The organism is Paracoccus sp. KR1-242, from assembly GCF_049446195.1.
Classification (GTDB): Bacteria; Pseudomonadota; Alphaproteobacteria; order Rhodobacterales; family Rhodobacteraceae; genus Paracoccus; species Paracoccus broussonetiae.
In genome coordinates, this window is sequence record NZ_JBMSED010000002.1 from 188,135 (window position 1) to 204,564 (window position 16,430).

General features: G+C 66.5%; 15 protein-coding genes. 6 read left to right on the forward strand and 9 right to left on the reverse strand.

Features of this window, described 5'->3' with window-relative positions:
• Nucleotides 1–44: 44 nt before the first annotated feature.
• The 3 genes from ACO2Q4_RS04405 to ACO2Q4_RS04415 all read left to right on the forward strand — a co-directional run bounded on the left by ACO2Q4_RS04405 (nucleotide 45) and on the right by ACO2Q4_RS04415 (nucleotide 2,650).
• Nucleotides 45–1,016: a bile acid:sodium symporter family protein gene (locus ACO2Q4_RS04405; protein ID WP_423317550.1), complete on the forward strand. Its 972-nt coding sequence runs from the start codon at nucleotides 45–47 to the stop codon at nucleotides 1,014–1,016.
• A 50-nt stretch (nucleotides 1,017–1,066) separates the two neighbouring features.
• Entirely contained in the window at nucleotides 1,067–1,879 is an 813-nt protein-coding gene (locus ACO2Q4_RS04410; RefSeq protein ID WP_423317552.1) for an aminoglycoside phosphotransferase family protein, read from the forward strand.
• A 348-nt stretch (nucleotides 1,880–2,227) separates the two neighbouring features.
• Nucleotides 2,228–2,650, forward strand: coding sequence for a glyoxalase superfamily protein (locus ACO2Q4_RS04415; protein ID WP_423317554.1), 423 nt, complete (start codon nucleotides 2,228–2,230; stop codon nucleotides 2,648–2,650).
• Nucleotides 2,651–2,701: 51 nt separating this feature from the next.
• Here ACO2Q4_RS04415 and ACO2Q4_RS04420 read toward each other — a convergent pair whose 3' ends face one another.
• The 4 genes from ACO2Q4_RS04420 to ACO2Q4_RS04435 all read right to left on the reverse strand — a co-directional run bounded on the left by ACO2Q4_RS04420 (nucleotide 2,702) and on the right by ACO2Q4_RS04435 (nucleotide 7,959).
• Nucleotides 2,702–3,559, reverse strand: a complete 858-nt coding sequence (locus ACO2Q4_RS04420; protein WP_423317556.1) for a sigma-70 family RNA polymerase sigma factor — start codon at nucleotides 3,557–3,559, stop codon at nucleotides 2,702–2,704.
• Between the two features lie 100 nt (nucleotides 3,560–3,659).
• Nucleotides 3,660–3,965 (reverse strand): antibiotic biosynthesis monooxygenase family protein, encoded by a 306-nt coding sequence (locus ACO2Q4_RS04425; protein ID WP_311759453.1) that lies wholly within the window; start codon nucleotides 3,963–3,965, stop codon nucleotides 3,660–3,662.
• A 119-nt stretch (nucleotides 3,966–4,084) separates the two neighbouring features.
• Nucleotides 4,085–7,219 carry a PAS domain S-box protein gene (locus tag ACO2Q4_RS04430; protein ID WP_423317558.1) on the reverse strand — a complete coding sequence of 1,045 codons (3,135 nt, stop codon included), beginning with the start codon at nucleotides 7,217–7,219 and terminating at the stop codon, nucleotides 4,085–4,087.
• On the reverse strand, nucleotides 7,216–7,959 hold the full coding sequence (locus ACO2Q4_RS04435; RefSeq protein WP_423317560.1) for a response regulator transcription factor: 744 nt from the start codon (nucleotides 7,957–7,959) through the stop codon (nucleotides 7,216–7,218). Before ACO2Q4_RS04435 ends, ACO2Q4_RS04430 begins: the two co-directional genes overlap by 4 nt.
• Before the next feature lie 72 nt (nucleotides 7,960–8,031).
• Between ACO2Q4_RS04435 and ACO2Q4_RS04440 the strand changes: the two genes are divergently transcribed.
• Nucleotides 8,032–8,700: a response regulator transcription factor gene (locus tag ACO2Q4_RS04440; protein WP_423317562.1), complete on the forward strand. Its 669-nt coding sequence runs from the start codon at nucleotides 8,032–8,034 to the stop codon at nucleotides 8,698–8,700.
• A gap of 2 nt (nucleotides 8,701–8,702) precedes the next feature.
• Here ACO2Q4_RS04440 and ACO2Q4_RS04445 read toward each other — a convergent pair whose 3' ends face one another.
• The 3 genes from ACO2Q4_RS04445 to ACO2Q4_RS04455 all read right to left on the reverse strand — a co-directional run bounded on the left by ACO2Q4_RS04445 (nucleotide 8,703) and on the right by ACO2Q4_RS04455 (nucleotide 12,750).
• Nucleotides 8,703–9,128 carry a globin domain-containing protein gene (locus ACO2Q4_RS04445; protein ID WP_395131886.1) on the reverse strand — a complete coding sequence of 142 codons (426 nt, stop codon included), beginning with the start codon at nucleotides 9,126–9,128 and terminating at the stop codon, nucleotides 8,703–8,705.
• 176 nt (nucleotides 9,129–9,304) lie between these two features.
• A complete protein-coding gene (locus ACO2Q4_RS04450) occupies nucleotides 9,305–12,100 on the reverse strand; it encodes a calcium-binding protein (RefSeq protein ID WP_423317564.1) in 2,796 nt (931 codons plus the stop codon).
• A 176-nt stretch (nucleotides 12,101–12,276) separates the two neighbouring features.
• Nucleotides 12,277–12,750 (reverse strand): pyridoxamine 5'-phosphate oxidase family protein, encoded by a 474-nt coding sequence (locus tag ACO2Q4_RS04455; protein WP_311759447.1) that lies wholly within the window; start codon nucleotides 12,748–12,750, stop codon nucleotides 12,277–12,279.
• Between the two features lie 309 nt (nucleotides 12,751–13,059).
• On the opposite strand from ACO2Q4_RS04455, the gene ACO2Q4_RS04460 reads away from it, so the two are divergent.
• Together ACO2Q4_RS04460 and ACO2Q4_RS04465 are read left to right on the forward strand one after the other, a co-directional pair.
• The gene (locus ACO2Q4_RS04460) at nucleotides 13,060–13,278 is read left to right on the forward strand and encodes a hypothetical protein (RefSeq protein ID WP_423317567.1); all 219 of its coding nucleotides are present in this window, start codon (nucleotides 13,060–13,062) and stop codon (nucleotides 13,276–13,278) included.
• Between the two features lie 3 nt (nucleotides 13,279–13,281).
• A complete protein-coding gene (locus ACO2Q4_RS04465; protein ID WP_423317569.1) occupies nucleotides 13,282–14,277 on the forward strand; it encodes a DNA topoisomerase IB in 996 nt (331 codons plus the stop codon).
• A gap of 14 nt (nucleotides 14,278–14,291) precedes the next feature.
• Here ACO2Q4_RS04465 and ACO2Q4_RS04470 read toward each other — a convergent pair whose 3' ends face one another.
• Together ACO2Q4_RS04470 and ACO2Q4_RS04475 are read right to left on the reverse strand one after the other, a co-directional pair.
• Nucleotides 14,292–14,954, reverse strand: coding sequence for a sulfotransferase family 2 domain-containing protein (locus ACO2Q4_RS04470; RefSeq protein ID WP_423317571.1), 663 nt, complete (start codon nucleotides 14,952–14,954; stop codon nucleotides 14,292–14,294).
• A gap of 221 nt (nucleotides 14,955–15,175) precedes the next feature.
• Nucleotides 15,176–16,399: an aminotransferase class V-fold PLP-dependent enzyme gene (locus ACO2Q4_RS04475; RefSeq protein ID WP_423317573.1), complete on the reverse strand. Its 1,224-nt coding sequence runs from the start codon at nucleotides 16,397–16,399 to the stop codon at nucleotides 15,176–15,178.
• Nucleotides 16,400–16,430: the final 31 nt, after the last annotated feature.

The following is a 16,430-nucleotide window of genomic DNA, read 5'->3' on the forward strand; positions in this document are numbered from 1 at the left end:
GCATCGCCGTGCAAGCTTTGTGTCCACCGAAGGAGGTCGCCGCCGTGAAGAAACTGGATCCGTTCCTGATGTTGATGATCGGCGCGGTTGTGCTGGCCACGCTGGCCCCCGCCACGGGACGGGCGGCGGGTGTCGTCGATGGCCTTGGGACGGCTGCGGTTGCGATGCTGTTCTTCCTGCACGGGGCGGCGCTGTCGCCGCGCACCATCCTGGACGGGCTGAAGCAGTGGCAGCTGCATCTGTTCATCCTGATGAGCACCTTCGTGGTCTTTCCGGTGATCGTCCTGCCGCTGCGCCTGCTGCCAGAGACGATCCTGCCCGCCGACCTGGCCCTGGGCTTCGTCTATCTGGGGGTGCTGCCTTCGGCCGTGTCCTCGTCGATCGCCTATACGGCGATGGCGCGGGGCAACGTGCCGGCGGCGGTCTGCAACTCGGCGGGGTCGAACGTGCTTGGGCTGCTGCTCACGCCGCTTCTGATGAGCCTTCTGATCGGCTCGGCCGCCAGCGGGGCGATGGATCTGGGCCAGACCCTGCGCGATGTCTGCCTGCAGCTTCTGCTGCCCTTCGGCCTTGGCCAGCTGGCCCATCGCTGGATCGGAAATACCCTGCAACGGAACGGCAGGTGGCTGTCGAACTATGACCAGGGCGTCATCGTGCTGATCATCTATGCCGCCTTTTCGCAATCCGTCACCGGCGGGCTTTGGCAGGTCCTGCCTTTGGGCGGACTGGTCATGGCCTGTGCGCTTTGCCTTGCGATCCTTCTGGTCGTCATCGCCTTCACCACCAGAGGCGCGCGCTTCCTGGGCCTGTCGCGCGAGGATGAGATCGCGGCCGTGTTCTGCGGGTCAAAGAAAAGCCTGGCTTCGGGGTTGCCCTTGGCGCAGGTGCTGTTCGCGGGGGCGACCGGTTTTGGCATGATCGTCCTGCCGATCATGCTGTACAACCAGATCCAGATCATGGTCGGCGCGGTCCTGGCCCGGCGATATGCCGAACGGGCTGCCGCCACATCGGCTTGAATCCCGGCCAAGTCTTTTGCCAACATGCGGGTCGCATGACAGGGGGCGCGATGTTCAAGCCATATCTGGACCGGTGGAACCTTGTCGCGGATGGACAGCCGATCACCACCCCGGCGGCCCGGCTTCTTCCGGTGCTGCAGAACGGCACCCGCGCGATGCTGAAACTGTCCTCGAACCCCGACCAGCGGCGCGGCGCCGCGCTGATGGAGTGGTGGGGTGGCGATGGGGCGGCGCGGATCATCGCGCGCGACGAAGCCGCGCTGCTGATCGAACGCGCCACGGGTGGCCGGTCCCTAGGCGAGATGGCCCGTGGCGGCGACGATGCCGAGGCCTGTCGCATCCTTTGCGCCACCGCCGCCCGGCTGCATCGCAAAAGACCCGGCCCGATCCCCGAGCTGGTGCCCCTGCCACACTGGTTCCGCGACCTTGAGCCCGCTGTGGCGGCGCATGGGGGGATCCTGACCCTCAGCCTTGAAACCGCGCGGTTGCTGCTGGCCGATCCAAGGGATCAGGCCGTCCTGCACGGCGATCTGCACCACGACAACGTGCTTGATTTCGGGCCGCGGGGCTGGCTTGCCATCGATCCGCACGCGCTGTTTGGCGAACGCGGCTTCGACTTCGCGAACATCTTCACCAATCCCGACCTGAGCGATCCGACGCGACCCGTCGCCACGCTGCCCGGCCGCTTTCAGCAACGGCTTGAGGTGGTGGCCGGGGCGGCCCGCATGGATCGGCGCCGCCTGCTGCAGTGGATCCTGGCATGGACCGGATTATCGGCGGCGTGGTTTCTGCAGGACAACGACCCTCTGGTCCGGGTGGATCTGGAAATTGCCTCCCTTGCTGCGGCGGAACTGGCGCGATAGCGGCGGAGGGACCGGACAAGTTGCGGCTGGCCGGCACCGTCATCATGCTGCGCCCGCGACGGCTTGACCCGAGGGCTGCGGCGCGTTACCAGCCGCATCAAGGTGCCGGGCACCTGCCGCCTGCGGACGCGAGTCACGGTGAAGCCCGGAAGACGACGACATCTCACCCTCGAAGCATTTCGCGTGGTGGGCAATGCAGGCTCCCATCCATCCTGAAATGCCTCTGCAAGAGGAGTGGGCGATGTCTGTCCGGCACGCTGTCCAACAAGTTAATCCGTCTTCAACCGGTCCAGATCGCGTCGGTCGCCTTGGCGCGCCGAAGGCGCGGGCCCATCGGGGGCGCATGCTATGACCATCGATGAAGCCAAGGCGCAGGCAAGGGCGCTGCGCGCCGCGCTTTCCGAGCAGGGAACCGCGATCAGCCACGCGCAGGCGCTGGAACTGGTCGCGCGCCAGCATGGGGCAAGGGACTGGAACACGCTTCACGCTCGGCTGGCGCTTGGCAATGCGCCGCCCGAACTGGCGGTCGGCGATCAGGTGCGGGGCCGCTATCTGGGGCAGGGGTTTTCCGGCACCGTCATCGGCCTGTCCGGCCCGGCCAGCCACCGCCAGATCGAGATCCGCTTTGACCAGCCGGTGGACGTCGTGCAATTCGAAAGCTTTTCGAACCTGCGCCGCCAGATCCGGGCGGTGATCGACGAACACGGCCGGTCGCATCGCCACACCTCGGACGGCCAGCCGCAACTGGTGGTCGAATTGGCCGGCGCCTAGATCGAAAAACCGCCCCGGAGGTCAATGCCGCATCGCCGTTCGGGGCGGCCTTCAGTCCAGCCGCACCCAGTCGGCGGCTTCGATCCCATAGGGCGCGAACAGGAAATCGCGGATCGCCGCGATCCTGCCATCCTGCCAGTCGATCAGGACGAAATGCGCGGGGCGTTCCATGGCACCGGTCTTGTCGAAGACCAGCATCGCCGGATGCCCATCAACAGCCCCGAATGCAAAGGTCCATTGCGTCGCTTCGGCATAGCGGGTGAAGTACAGCCCGACATTCTGGCGACCCTCAAGCCTCAGCCGGTTGACCAGTTCAAGCCTGACATCCTCGGCCAGCATGTTCCGGATCGTATCGAATTCACCGCGCTGGAACAGGGCGACATAGGCCGCCATCTTCTGACGCTGCGCATCCGGCAGCAGGGGCAGCCGGGCATCCTCGGGCAGTTCGGCCAGTTTGCGCAGGGCCGCGCGGCCGCGTTGCAGCGCGGACTTGGCGGCGGCGGGCGAGCAGCCGGCGATCACCGCCACTTCATCGACCGAATGGCCAAGGACGTCCTTCAGGATGACGGCGCAGCGTTGCAGTTCGGGCAGGCGCAGGAAACTGTGGAACCCGACCGAGACGATCTCGCCTTCGGGCAGGGGCGCATCGGCGACATCCTCGACAAGGGGGGTGGTGCTGTGGCGCGACCTGCGGCGCAGGAAATCAAGGCAGGTGTTATGCGCAATCCGCAGCAGCCAGGGCTCAAGGTCGTCAACCTGCGTCCCCGCGGCCCTGGCACGCAGCGCCTTGAGCAGCGTGTCCTGCACCATATCCTCGCCATCCACGGTTGAGCCGGTCATGCGCGCGCAATAACGGTGCAGCCGCGGCCGAAGCGTGTTCAGGCGGTCTTCCAGTTCCTGGGTCGTCATGTCCCCTGTCCCATCAGCCTGCGGCCTTGTCCCCGACGCCGGAGGTAAGAATATCCGCGACCCGCCCGTCAAGCGGGCCGCGTTTGGTTCTGCCCGAATGTCACTTGCTGTCGCCAAACACCGCCTCGCCCATGACCGACTCGAAGCTGGCCATTTCCAGAATCTTCGGGAAATAGGCCTTCATGCGTGGGTCGTTGCGCATTGCGGCGACGGCCTCGGGCGTGTCCCATTCGGAATGAATGACGACGCTTGCGCCGTCGCCGCCGGCGATAAGACGGCTTGCCCGCCAGCCGCCAAGCGTGCTGACGACGGTTTCGATATTGCGCTGCAAAAGCGCGATCAGCGCCTGCTGCTGGCCCGGCCGGACCTTCAGCAGATTGATCAGCACTACGGGTTTGCTTGTCATCGGTGGTTCCTTTCCTGACAGACACACCAAGGACGAAGCGGCGACCGAAAACGGATCGGGTGGCGCGATTTTATTTTGGGGACGCGAGAACGGCCGGGCAGAATTGCAACCTGACCGGCCTAGGGGGCGTGGGATGCGTTCCCCGCCGCAAGGGTTTGCAGGGCAAGTGCGACCTCTTCGGTCGAAAACGGCTTTTCCAGAAGGATCAGCCCCTGCTCCATCCCCGGCGCCATGGAGCCCAGATTTGTCAGGATGGCCCCGGTGACCGCGACGATCCGGCCCTTCAGACCGGGCTGCAGCAAAAGCGCCTGCCGGGCAAGGTCGGCACCGTCCATGCCGGGCATCCGCAGATCGGTGAACATCGCGTCGAACCGTGTCTTGCCCAGCATTGCCAGCGCCTCTTGCGGCGAGGTCGTGCACTGCGTCGCATGACCTTCGCGTGCGATCAGTTCGGCAAGGCTTGCGCCGACATCGGGTTCGTCATCGACGACAAGCACGGTCATCGCCCTGCCCCCGGTCGCGGGCTGGACGGGCTGGGCCTGCGGCACCCCATCGGCACAGGGCAGGACGACCTGCAGACAGGCACCCGGAAGCGAGCCTCGGGTCAGGGCAATGCTGCCGCCGTGAGACTCGATGACGCTGCGGGAAATCGACAGCCCGATCCCGGTGCCGACATCAACCGCCTTGGTGGTGAAATAAGGGTCAAAGACGCGCCCAGCCAGATCCTTTGCGATGCCGGGGCCATTGTCCTCGAACCGGATGATGATTTGCCCGCCTTCGCCTCGGGCCGTCACCCGGATCAGGCGGGGCAGGGGGCGGCTGGCCAGCGCCTGCTGCGCATTGATCGCCAGATTGGCGAAGACCTGCCCCAGCAGGTCGCGGTCGCCCAGAACCCGAGGCAGCGTGTCGGGCAGGTCGAACGCGGTTTCGACGCCCGAACTGCGCAGCCCGTATCCCACGACCTCGAACGAGGTGCGGATGACCTCGGTAATGTCCAGCAATTGCCGCTGCGCGGGCTTCTGCCGGGCCATGGCCAGAAAGCTTTTCACGATCCGGCCGCAGCGATCGGCGGCGGCGCGAATGCGTTCGCCGCGCGTCTGCATGTCGGGGTCGGTGGCCTTGTCCGCCAGAAGCGTCGCCTGCGCCACGACAATGGCAAGGGGGTTGTTCAACTCATGCGCGACGCCCGCCAGAAGCGAGCCCATCGCCGACAGCTTCTCGACCTGATAAAGCCGGTCTCGCCCTTCCTGCATCTCGCGTTCCAGCCGCTTGGCCTCGGTCAGGTCGCGCAGATGCGACACGAACAGGCGCTGACCGGCCAGCCGCATTTCGGTCACCGTCAGTTCGATCGGCAAAAGCGCGCCCGCGCGGTTCCGGCCCCGCACCTCGACCCGCTTGCCGACCACCCGGGCCACGCCCCCGTTCAGATAGCGGGTCAGGCCCTGTTCATGCGCGGCGCGGAATTCGTCGGGCACGATCAGCGCGCCGACGCTGCGCCCGACCGCCTCGGCGGCGGAATAACCGAAGATGCGTTCGGCGGCGGGATTGAATTCGACCACGACCCCGGCCTCGTCCATGACGATGATCGCGTCCAGCGCCGACGCCACGACCGAGCGATAGCGTTCCTCGCGTTCGGTCAGGGCGGCAAGGTGGCTCAGCGCGGCTTCCTGCGTCTTGCGATGTTCCGTCAGGTCCAGCGTGAAGGTCAGAAAGCCCGGAAGCTGCGCGTCGCCACCTTGATAGGGCAGGACCGAGACCTGCAGATAGCGCCGACCGTGGTGGACATAGTCGATCCAGCCGTCGAAGCGGCCGAACTCTCCGCGGCGGATCGCCGGGGTCACGCGTTCATACTGGCGGACGACCTCGGGGCCCAGGATCTCGGCCACGTGATGGCCGATGACCTGATCGCGCGCCAGCCCAAGGAAGTTCAGGAATTCCGCGTTCACGTCGCGATAGACAAGCTCCGGGTCCAGGTAGGCGACGCGCAGCGGGACGCCGTCGACCATCGCGCGCAGGTGATTGGTCTGCGCGACATGGCTTCGCGCGGCCTCGCCGATCTTTGCGGCCAGCGCGCGGAAGGGTGCGGGCAGACCCTGCGGGACCGGGGCGGCGGCGGCCTGATCGGGGGGCATCGCGCCGAAATCGGCCAGCCGCATCGCCGGGCCGACGAAACGACGGGTAAAGGCGCGCATGACCAGCGCCAGCAAGACCGCCAGCCCCAGAAGCAGGATCGCAAAGGGCAAAAGCCGCTTCAGCGCCAGCCAGCCGACCCGTTCATTGGGGACTGTCACGACCAGCCGCCAGGGCGTGCCCGCAATGGGATCGCTGGAGACCAGATCCGCCCCGCGCCGGTCAAATCCACCTTGTGTCGGCGACAGGTCGGTCGCGCCGAACATCCCGCGCGCCGGGACCGGGGACGGGGCATGGGCGGCACTGCCGTCGCGCGTCGCGATCAGGTTGCCGTCCTGGTCGATCACCGCGAATGTGCCCTCGTTCTCGGGGAAGTCCGCCAGCAGCGTCGACAGATAGGACAGCAGAACATCGGTGCCGACCACGCCGCGAAAGCGCCCGCCGCTCCAGACCGGGGCGGCATAGGTGACCATCAGCCCCGCGCCCCCGGCATCGACATAGACCGGCGACCAATAGGCGGATTTCTCGGGGTCGTTGACCGGCAGGCCCAGCGTGTAAAGCGGGTAATCGAAATAGCCTTGCAGGGACTTGTGCGGATCGGCGGGGTCGATCATCGCGGATGGGTCGCTCCACGGATAGATGGCGACGAAGCCGCGGCTGTCCGAGAAGAAATAGCTCCAGCGCAGATAGGGGCGCGAGGCCTGCATGGCGCGGGCCAGCGCGAAAAGCGGTGTCACGGCGGTGATCTCGCGCCGGATCGGCGGGGTCATGCGGGCGGGATCGCCCATGACCAGCCCTTGGCTGGCCGCGGGATCGCGGGTTTCGCCCGGCCAATCCAGCGGCTCGGCATATTCCGGCAGCGTCCCCTCATGCGTCAGGTTCTGCGCGACAAAGGCGCGCATCGTGTCGACATGGGTATCGACGACATCGACGATCTGCTCCAGCCGCGCCCGGCGCAGACCCTGCGCGTTTTCAAGGTCCTTCAGGATCGCCGTGCGGGCGGCCCCGAATTCGCGCAAGCCAAGAAACAGCATCGCGCTGACCAGCGGCACGGCGGCGGCCAGCATCAGCCAGCCGAACTGGCGGCGCAGGCGCTGCGCGGGGCCCTGGGCCTGCCCGTTCACGCGGCACCATCGGTATCAAGGACATAGCCCAGTCCCCGGATGGTGCGGATAAAGATCGGGCGGTCGCTTTCGGGTTCGATCTTGCGGCGCAGGCGGGCGATCCGCACGTCGATGCGCCGGTCGCTTTCGCTGTCCGGAACCTCGTCGCCCAGCAGCTCGACCAGTTGTCCGCGTGGCAGGACGCGATTGGGGCGCCGGGCCAGCACGGCAAGCAGGTCGAACTCGGCCGCCGTCAGGACGATCTCGCCCCGCTCGGCATGAAACAGGCGCCGGGCGTCGATATCGATGCGATAGGGGCCGAAGCTGACCGGGCGGGCGGCAGGGGCCGCAACGGCAGGCGAAGGCACCGCCGAGGGACGCGCGTCCAGCCGACGCAGGACGCTGCGGATGCGCGCCAGAAGCTCGCGCAGGTCATAGGGTTTCGACATGTAGTCGTCGCCCCCGATCTCCAGCCCGACGATCCGGTCCATCGCGCTGCCCGAGGCCGAGGCGAAGATGATCCCGGTATGGCCCTGCCGCCGGACCCATCTTGCCAGCGACAGCCCGTCCTCTCCGGGCATGGCGATATCCAGAATCGCGACGTCGATGGCGTGGTCCGCGACCAGCGCGCGGAACTGGGCGGCATTGGCGGCGGTCAGGACCTCATAGCCGTGGCCGCGCAGATATTCCGCGACAGCTTCCAGAAGATCGATCTCGTCATCGGCGATGGCGACCCTGTAGACCACGATTCCCCTGCGCAACTCGACATCCGGCGGTGGCGATTATACGATGCGGGGGTTCGGGCGGTAATTAATTTCGGGTTGGGATTGAAGATGTTGCGCGCCCGTATCCTGATCGCCGAGGATGAGCCCGATTTTGCATCAGCCCTGGCCGAATTCCTTCAGGATCTTGGCTATCAGACCGAGATCGTGGCGACCGGCATCGCGCTGGACGCGGCCCTGCGCGCCAGTCCGCGCGACCTGATCCTGCTTGACCTTGGCCTGCCGGGCCGGACCGGATTCGACCTGCTGGATGACAGCGACCTGATCGGCAGGGCGGCGGTGATCGTCCTGACCGGCAATCCCGACGCGGTCGAGCGGATCGTGGGGCTTGAGGCCGGGGCAGATGACTATCTGGTCAAGCCGATCGATCTGCGCGAACTGGCGGCGCGGATCGGCAGCGTCCTTGCGCGCCGGCTGGGACGGCAGCGCCAGATCGTCAGTTTCGAGAATGCCAGCGCCGACCTGACCGCGGCCCGGATCCTGTATCCTGACGGGCTGACCGCGCCCCTGTCGCCGGGCGAGGTCGCGCTGATCCGCACCTTTGCCGAAAACCCCCATCGCGTGCTGGACCGCGACCAGCTTCTGGAGCTTGCCCCGGCCGAGACGACCGAGGCGCTGGACCGCGCCATCGACAGCCGCATCGCCCGGCTTCGCCGCAAGCTGGGCACCGCGCAGATCGTCACGCTGCGGGGGCGGGGCTTTCGCTATGAGCCGGACTAGGGTCAGGCGACGCGGTTGCGCGCCGCATCAAGCCCCTCGGCCATCATCGCCGCCAGCGTGGAATAGGCCGAAAGCCAGGCCGCGCGGGCATCCGTGTCGAAGCCGGGGCCGAAGGTATCGGCCAGCGTCGCCAGCAGCGCCTGTCCGACCGGGGCAAGCATGCCTGCATCGACGCCGTAAGCCACGTGACGGCAACCCAGTTCGACCACGACCGGGCGCAGGGCCTCGACCCGGTCAAGGCTTGCGACGGCAAAGCCCAGGGTCATCATCAGCTTGCGCGACTGGTCGGCCAGATCCGGCGGGAACAGCACCCGCAACCGGGGCGCATCCTGGAAAAGCCGCGCGTAAAAGGCGGCGCCGAAAGCGGCCTCCTGCCCTTTGACGGCGGCGAACTGGCGTCTGATCAAGGCGATGTCCGAGGGGAGCATGGGTTCCTCCTGTCTCCCTGCCGTCCCGGTGCGGGGCGACTTCTTGGCCCCAACATGCGGCGCGGGTGTTTCCGCTTGATGCCGTGCGGGCGCGGGCCGCGTTACAGGCGTTGCAATACAGGCACGGAAAAACCCGCCCCAAGGGGCGGGTTGGTCAACGCTTCTGGCCGGGCGGGTCAGATATAGGCCAGCTGGTCCATGACCTGGGCACCCGTGACATTCTGCACGAAGACGGTGAAATCGCCCGCGCCGGTATCGACGTGAAGCTGCGTGCCGCCCGCCACGTCGGTGGCGGTGACATGGCCCTGAAGCGCGGCGTCGAAGACCAGCCGGTCGGTCCCGTCCTGGAAGTCGGTGATGGTGTCGGTCTGTCCGGCGATGGCGCCAGAGGTGAAGATGAACTGATCGACATCCGCGCCGCCCGTCAGCTGGTCGTTGCCAGCCCCGCCGGTCAGCTTGTCATTGCCCGCACCGCCGGTCAGCGCGTCGGCGCCGCCATTCCCGATCAGTTGGTCGGCGCCGTCCCCGCCCGACAGCAGGTCGACCGCATCGCGCCCCTCCAGCCGGTCATTGCCCGCAAGGCCGTAAAGGCTGCCACCCGCCATTGCCCCCGTCAGCCGGTCGCCAAAGGCCGAGCCATAAAGGGATTCGATATCCAGAAGCATGTCGCCCTGGGCGTCGCCTCTGCTGCCGGTGCCGTAATAGCCCTGCACCTGGGTGCTGGACGCGCTGTCCAGGGCGACGGTCACGGCGGCCGCCGAATTTGCATAGCTGGCGATGTCGATGCCGCCATCGCCGTCCAGCCGGTCCGCGCCCGCGCCGCCGGTCAGGATGTCATTGCCATCGCCGCCGTTCAGGATATTCGCCTCGGCCGAGCCGACGATCTGGTCTGCGGCATTGCTGCCGATCACGTTCTCGAACCCCGAGATCCTTTCGCCAGTCGCATCGGTGCCGCCGGCGAAATTCGTCTGCAGGTTCACGCCGACGCCATAGGCATTGGCGGCAAAGCTGACGGTATCATTGCCCGCCCCGCCGATCATCGTGTCCAGCCCCTGTCCGCCGAAGACAAGGTCGTTGCCCGCCCCACCGTCCAGCACGTCATTGCCGCTGCCGCCGATCAGGCTGTCATTGCCGTCCATGCCCCAAAGCGTGTCATTCCCCATGCCTCCGGTCATGAGGTTGTTCAGCGCATTGCCCGTCCCCAGAAAGGTGCCGCTGCCAAGCTTCATCAGGTTCTCGACCTCGGCCCCCAGGGAATAGCTGGAGGTCCAAGTCCGCACCTCGTCCGTGCCGCCGCCCGCGGCCTCGATCACCTTGTCGGCCGTGGTGTCGACGATATAGACGTCGTTGCCCAGACCCCCGGTCATGCTGTCGGCCTCGGTCCCGCCATCCAGGTAATCCGACCCGGCATCGCCCCGCAGGCTGTCCGCCCCCGCTCCGCCGTAAAGCGAGTCGTTGCCGTCGCCGCCGAACAGCTGGTCGTTGCCGTCCATGCCGACGCCGACGTCGTTTCCGGCCCCGCCGTTGATGGCATCGGCATCGCCTTCGCCGTTCAGATAGTCGTTCCCGTCCTCGCCGGTCAGAATGTCGATGCCCGCGCCGCCCCGCATCGAGTCGCCGCCCGTCCCGCCATTCAGGATATCGTCCCCGGCATCGCCCATGATGGTGTCGTTGCCGTCGCCGCCCTGCGCGACGTCATTGCCGTCGCCGCCAAGGATGCTGTCATTCCCGCCCATGCCGTAAAGGAAATCGCGCCCGGCCATGCCGCTGATGACGTTGGCGGTGGCCGATCCGGTGATGCGGTTGTCCAGCGCGTTGCCGGTGCCGTTGGTCGGCGCGCTGTCATTCAGCAGCACCAGATTTTCGACATTCGCGGCCAGGGAATGGGTCACAAGCGCGCGCACCGTGTCGGTGCCGCCCGTCAGGGTCTCGGCGATGACGGTCGTGGCGCTGCCGATCAGATAGCTGTCATCGCCGTTTCCGCCCTCCAGCCGGTCGCCCGGACCTCCGGTCAGGCTGTCATTGCCTTCCTCGCCATAAAGCGTGTCCGATCCGGCGCCGCCGTCGATCTGGTCGTTCCCCGCGCCGCCGCGCAGCGTGTCATTGCCCGCCTCGCCCGCAAGCGTGTCGTTTCCGGCATCGCCGCGGATGCTGTCGGCGCGGATCGAGCCGGTGATGACATTGTTCAGCGCGTTCCCGGTCAGCGTGCTGCCGCCCTCGGGCGTATCGTAGTAATACTTGTCATAGGCATAGGTATCGACGCGCAGGTTTTCGATATTGGCGCCCAACGTATAGTCGTTGCCCAGCAGGACGACGACGGTGTCGGTGCCGCCATTCGCGTTCTCGCCGATGGTCACGTCGTGGGGCTGGTCGCTGCCGACATTGACATAGGTGTCATTGCCGGCCCCGCCATAGGCGCGGAAGGTCGAACCGGGGCTGTAGGCGCTGTCGATGCCAAAGGTGAAGGTGTCATTGCCGGCATCGCCATTGGCGGTGATGGCGACATCGATGATGCCCTCGGTCAGAAAGAACTGGTCGTTGCCGTTGCCGCCATTGACCGTGCCATCGGCCTGCATGCTGATGATGTCGTCGCCATCCTCGCCATAGGCGGTGCCGCTGGGACCGTCGATGGTGATGCGGTCATTGCCGATCCCGCCATAGATCAGCGCCGTGTCGGCATGGGAAATGATCTGGTCATCGCCTTGCCCGCCATAGACGGTCGCATCGCCGGTATCGTTGTAGACGCCCTTGTCGCCGACCTCGATGGTGTCGTTGCCATCGCCGCCATAGACGATGTCCGCGCCATCGCCCGAGGTCAGGAAATCATTGCCCGCCCCGCCGTCAAGAAGGTCGTCCCCGCCCGCCGAGGTGATGGTATCCGCCAAAGTCGTCCCGGTGACGTAATAGCTGCCGCTGTCCGGCGCGGTCCAGGTATGGACCGAGCCTGTCAGGGTGATCTGGGTTTGTGGCATGCCGCGCTCTCCGAATGTCTGCGGGCGGGATCGCCCGGAATGGATCTGCGCAAGGTTTTGCGCCCCGCGTGTTTCAGGGCGATGCCGTCACGGCGGGGCGGATATTGCAGCTGTGTTTCAAGGCCGCGCGGCGGGGGCCGCGCGGCATGGCGTGCAAGTCTGGACGCGGCGCGTCTTCAGAAGCTCAGGTGAAAATGCTCGCCGATATCGGGTTCGTCCCCGGTCAGGTTGGCCTTGGCGATCTGGAAAAGAAACCCGAGACCGCCCGAGGTTGACCAGACATCAGCCTGTGCCAGGCTGAATTTCAGCAGGCGCAGATCGGGATCCTGCTTGCCTTCGTCGAACCACGCCGCCGCGACCCTGCTCCAGATCTCGTCCAGCTTTTCGCGGTCCGCGGAAAGCTCAAGCTGTCCTTCGATCTGCGCCCAAAGTTTGCCCCCCGCATCGCCGATAATGTGCAAGGCCGGCTTCGGCCCCTGCTTCACTTCCGCCACGATATCCGTGCCCTCGGCGGTGATGAACCACAGGGCGTTTTCGTCCGGGTCGGCATAATGCGACATCGGGACCAGTTTCAGCCGGTCGCGCGTGCCCAGCATGCCGGCATTGATGCCGTCCAGGCGCTTCCAGAAAGTCTGCTGTTCATCTGCCATGATGCGTTCCTTTCGCTGGCCAAGCACCGCCACCGCATTGGCCCAGGGGTCCACCGCGTTCGCTGCTACTGCTGATCGAGATCGGGTTATCGTCTTGAGCAGGTGACCGAGACGCCACCTTGCCCGGCTTGCAGTTGGAACGTCCCGCGCCGGTCAAGGTTCCCCGCGCCATGACCGGGGCCATGACCGGGACCGGAACCGGGGCTGGAACCATGCACCGGCAGGCGGGTTTTCCCCAAGGCACCACGCACCGCGGAATCCCGGCCCTTTCCGGGCCTTCGATGCGGTCCAGCCTGAAAAGGAGCCAGCATGACGAACACCCTGATCCTGCGCCTTGGCCTTGGAATCGCCGCGGGCTTTTTGCTGAAATCGGCGTTGGACGCACGGCGGATGCAGGCGACGCCACGCCTTGAAAAGGTCCGCGATTCCGGTCCCGAGGCGATGCGCGAGACACCCTCGGACTGGGACATGGTCGATGAACAGGCCGACCAGTCCTTTCCCGCCAGCGACCCCCCGGCGAATTACTGAGGCATGGGCGAAAGACTGGTCTTCGTCTCGGACAGCCAGCCCGGCATTTCCCGACGCCGCGCGGGAAAGGGCTTCAGCTATCGCGGCCCGACGGGCGAGGCGCTGGACCGGGACGAGTTGGCGCGGATCCGGGCGCTGGCCGTCCCCCCGGCCTACCGCGATGTCTGGATCTGCGCGCTGGCGAAAGGGCACCTGCAGGCGACCGGCCGCGACGAACGCGGGCGCAAGCAATACCGCTATCACCCGAGGTGGAGCGAAACCCGGTCCAAGACCAAGTTCGACCAGCTTCTGGCCTTCGGACAGGCCTTGCCCGCCCTGCGCCGCCGCCTGCGGCGCGACCTGCGCGCCGAGGTCGGGGACCGCGACTTCAGCCTGGCCGCGCTGGTCCTGCTGCTGGACCGGACCTATCTGCGCATCGGCAATCCCGCCTATACCGCCGCGAACCGCAGCTTTGGCGCCTCAACGCTGTTGACCCGGCATCTCAGCCTCAGCGACGACGGGCTGGTGCAACTGAAGTTCCGCGCCAAGGGCGGCAAGTTTTGCCGCCATGTGCTGCGCGACAAGCGGCTGAACCGCATCCTGCAGGGCATTGGCGATCTGCCGGGGCGCAATATCTTCACCTATCTCGATGACGAGGGAGAGCCGCGCAGCCTGCATTCGCAGGACGTGAACGAGTACCTTGCCGAGATTGCGGGCGAGGGGATGACCGCCAAGACCTTCCGCACCTGGGGCGGGACGCTGGCGGGGTTCGAACTGGCGCTGGACCCCGCGCCGGGTGTCCCCCTGACGGCCCGCACCATGTGCGAGGCCGCAGCGGAACGCCTGTACAACACCCCGACGATCTGCCGGAAATCCTATATCCACCCCAAGGTTCTGGCGCTGGCCGACCGGACGCAGGAGCAGCGCCTTGCCCTGTTCGAGAACCTGACCGGTCCCGACATCGCCGACCTGCGGAAAAGCGAGGTCAGGCTGCTGGCATTTCTGGGCGCGCCTTCCTGAGGCCGGGCAAGGCCCTAGGCCAGCTGGTCGATCAGCTGGTAATCCGCCGCATAGATCGACCGGATCATCTGCCGCGCGCGCAGGCTGACCGTGACCGGCTGCGCATCCGAGGCATTGACGCGCCGGGCAAAGGGCCGCGCCGCATCCTTGCCGACCAAACCCGACATCGTTTCATGCAGGCGCTCCAGCGGGATCGCATGGGTATACCTGATCGGGTAAAGGTGTTTCGCCTGAGGCAGGCAATGGGGATCGGCCTGCAGGCCCGCAAACTCGACAAAGCGTTCAAAGCTTGACGGCTCTTCGTTCATGCGCGCGCGATAACGGCGCAGGATATCCTCGGCCCCGCGGCGATCCAGGATCTTGTTGCGATACAGGCTGACCAGACGCGCGACCGGATCGCGCCAGACGAAGATGGTGGCATCGTATCGCCGGAACAGCGGCGCACGACTGCTGCGCGCCAGATCCGAGACGCGCGCCGTTGAGGAATATCCCAGCGCGGTCTTGAAGCTGGAACAGCCGTTTTTCCGGATATAGGCATATCGGATCCGCATTCCGCCCAGCGTCAGCCGCAGGTGCAGCTTGCCGCCCCATCCCGCGTCGCGGTTGTCGAAACCAAGGATGCGGGGCGTCGGATCGTCTCCCCGGCAAAAATCGGGGGCCGTGGTTTTGGTCGTCATGTTCGTTCGGTCTTTTGCCGGCATTCTGTGCCACCGCCGGCTTGCATAGCAGGGGCGGCGCCACGCCTCCAGACACCGGACCGGCTGCCGTTTTGAATAGGCGGTTTTGTGCGTTCCGATGGCAGGGGGTCGGCGGGGAAAAGCCGCCCCCCTTCAGGCGTCGCGCTGGTTCGCCGGGCTGACCCTTTCGCGCCGCCGGGCCCGCCCCGGCCCTGCGCCGGCTAGGCCAACCAGTCCATATAGGCCTGGGTTCCGCCATTGCGTGCCGCTGCCAGCGCCGCCCGCGTGTCGAACCGCGCCGCGGTTTCGGCATCCGTCAGGACTTTCACCAGCGCGTCGCGCACCAGCTCTGCCTGGCCCTGCATCAGGTTGCAGGGGTCCAGCTGGAAATAGCCGTGTTCGACCTCGTGCCCGCGCACGATCAGGGGCGGATCGTTGCGACCGAAGGCTTCCGCGAATTGCGCGGCGCTGGCACCGGCCTTGGCGGGATCAACCCAGACCTGCAACCGCTCCAGCGGGTTCGCGGTGGGGTCGGGAATGCGCACCGGGGTGATGCCGGGCAGACCGGAAATGGCGTCCTGCCACAGGTCCAGCGCACGGTTTTCCTCGGCGCGGACCGCCTCGTGATCGCGTTCCAGCCATTGCTCCATGGCGGCGATCGCGCCGGCGATGCTTTCCTTGCCGATCTTCATGCCGCGACCGATGCCGATATTCTGCAGATAGCCCGCGCGGACCAGATCCTTGCGTCCCGCGACGATGCCCGAGGTCGGCCCGCCCAAAAACTTGTGGCCGGAATAGATCACGATGTCCGCGCCCTTCGCCAGCAGGCCGCGCAGGTCGTATTCCGAGGCTGCATCGACGATCACCGGCACGCCCCTGGCATGGGCGATCTCGGCAAAGGTCTCCAGCGGGATCATCCCGTAATCGACGACATGGTGCGACACGACATAAAGCGCCGCGGCGCAGGTTTCGTCCAGCGCGGCGGCCAGCTGGTAATCCTTGGCCAGCGTCGACTGACCCACGATGCGCGTGCTGCCCCCCGCCAGCGCGATGGCCTGCGACACGGCCGCGCCATATTCGCACAGATGCCCCATCTGGACGGCGACCGCGCTGCGTGCGCCGGGGGCGGTCGGCAGCGCCTCGGCGCGCGCCGGGTCCATGCCGGTGATCGCGCCCGCCACCGCAAGGGTGATCCCGGCGCTGGCCGAAGCGGTCAGGAACCCGGCCTCGGCCCCGGTCAGGCGGGCGATCACTTCGGACGCGCGGGCCTGCATTTCATGGATGCGGGCAAAGCGGGGCATGGCGGCGGCGGTTGCCGCGGCGACGCGCGGCGTTGCAATCGACCCGCCCAGAGATGTCATCGTCCCCGAGACGTTGACCATCCGTCCAAAGCCTTCGGAATCGTGCCAAGACCAGTCGATGGGATATTCGGTATTTCTAAGCATGGCTTCGTCTTTCGGTCCTTTGAAGTTCCAT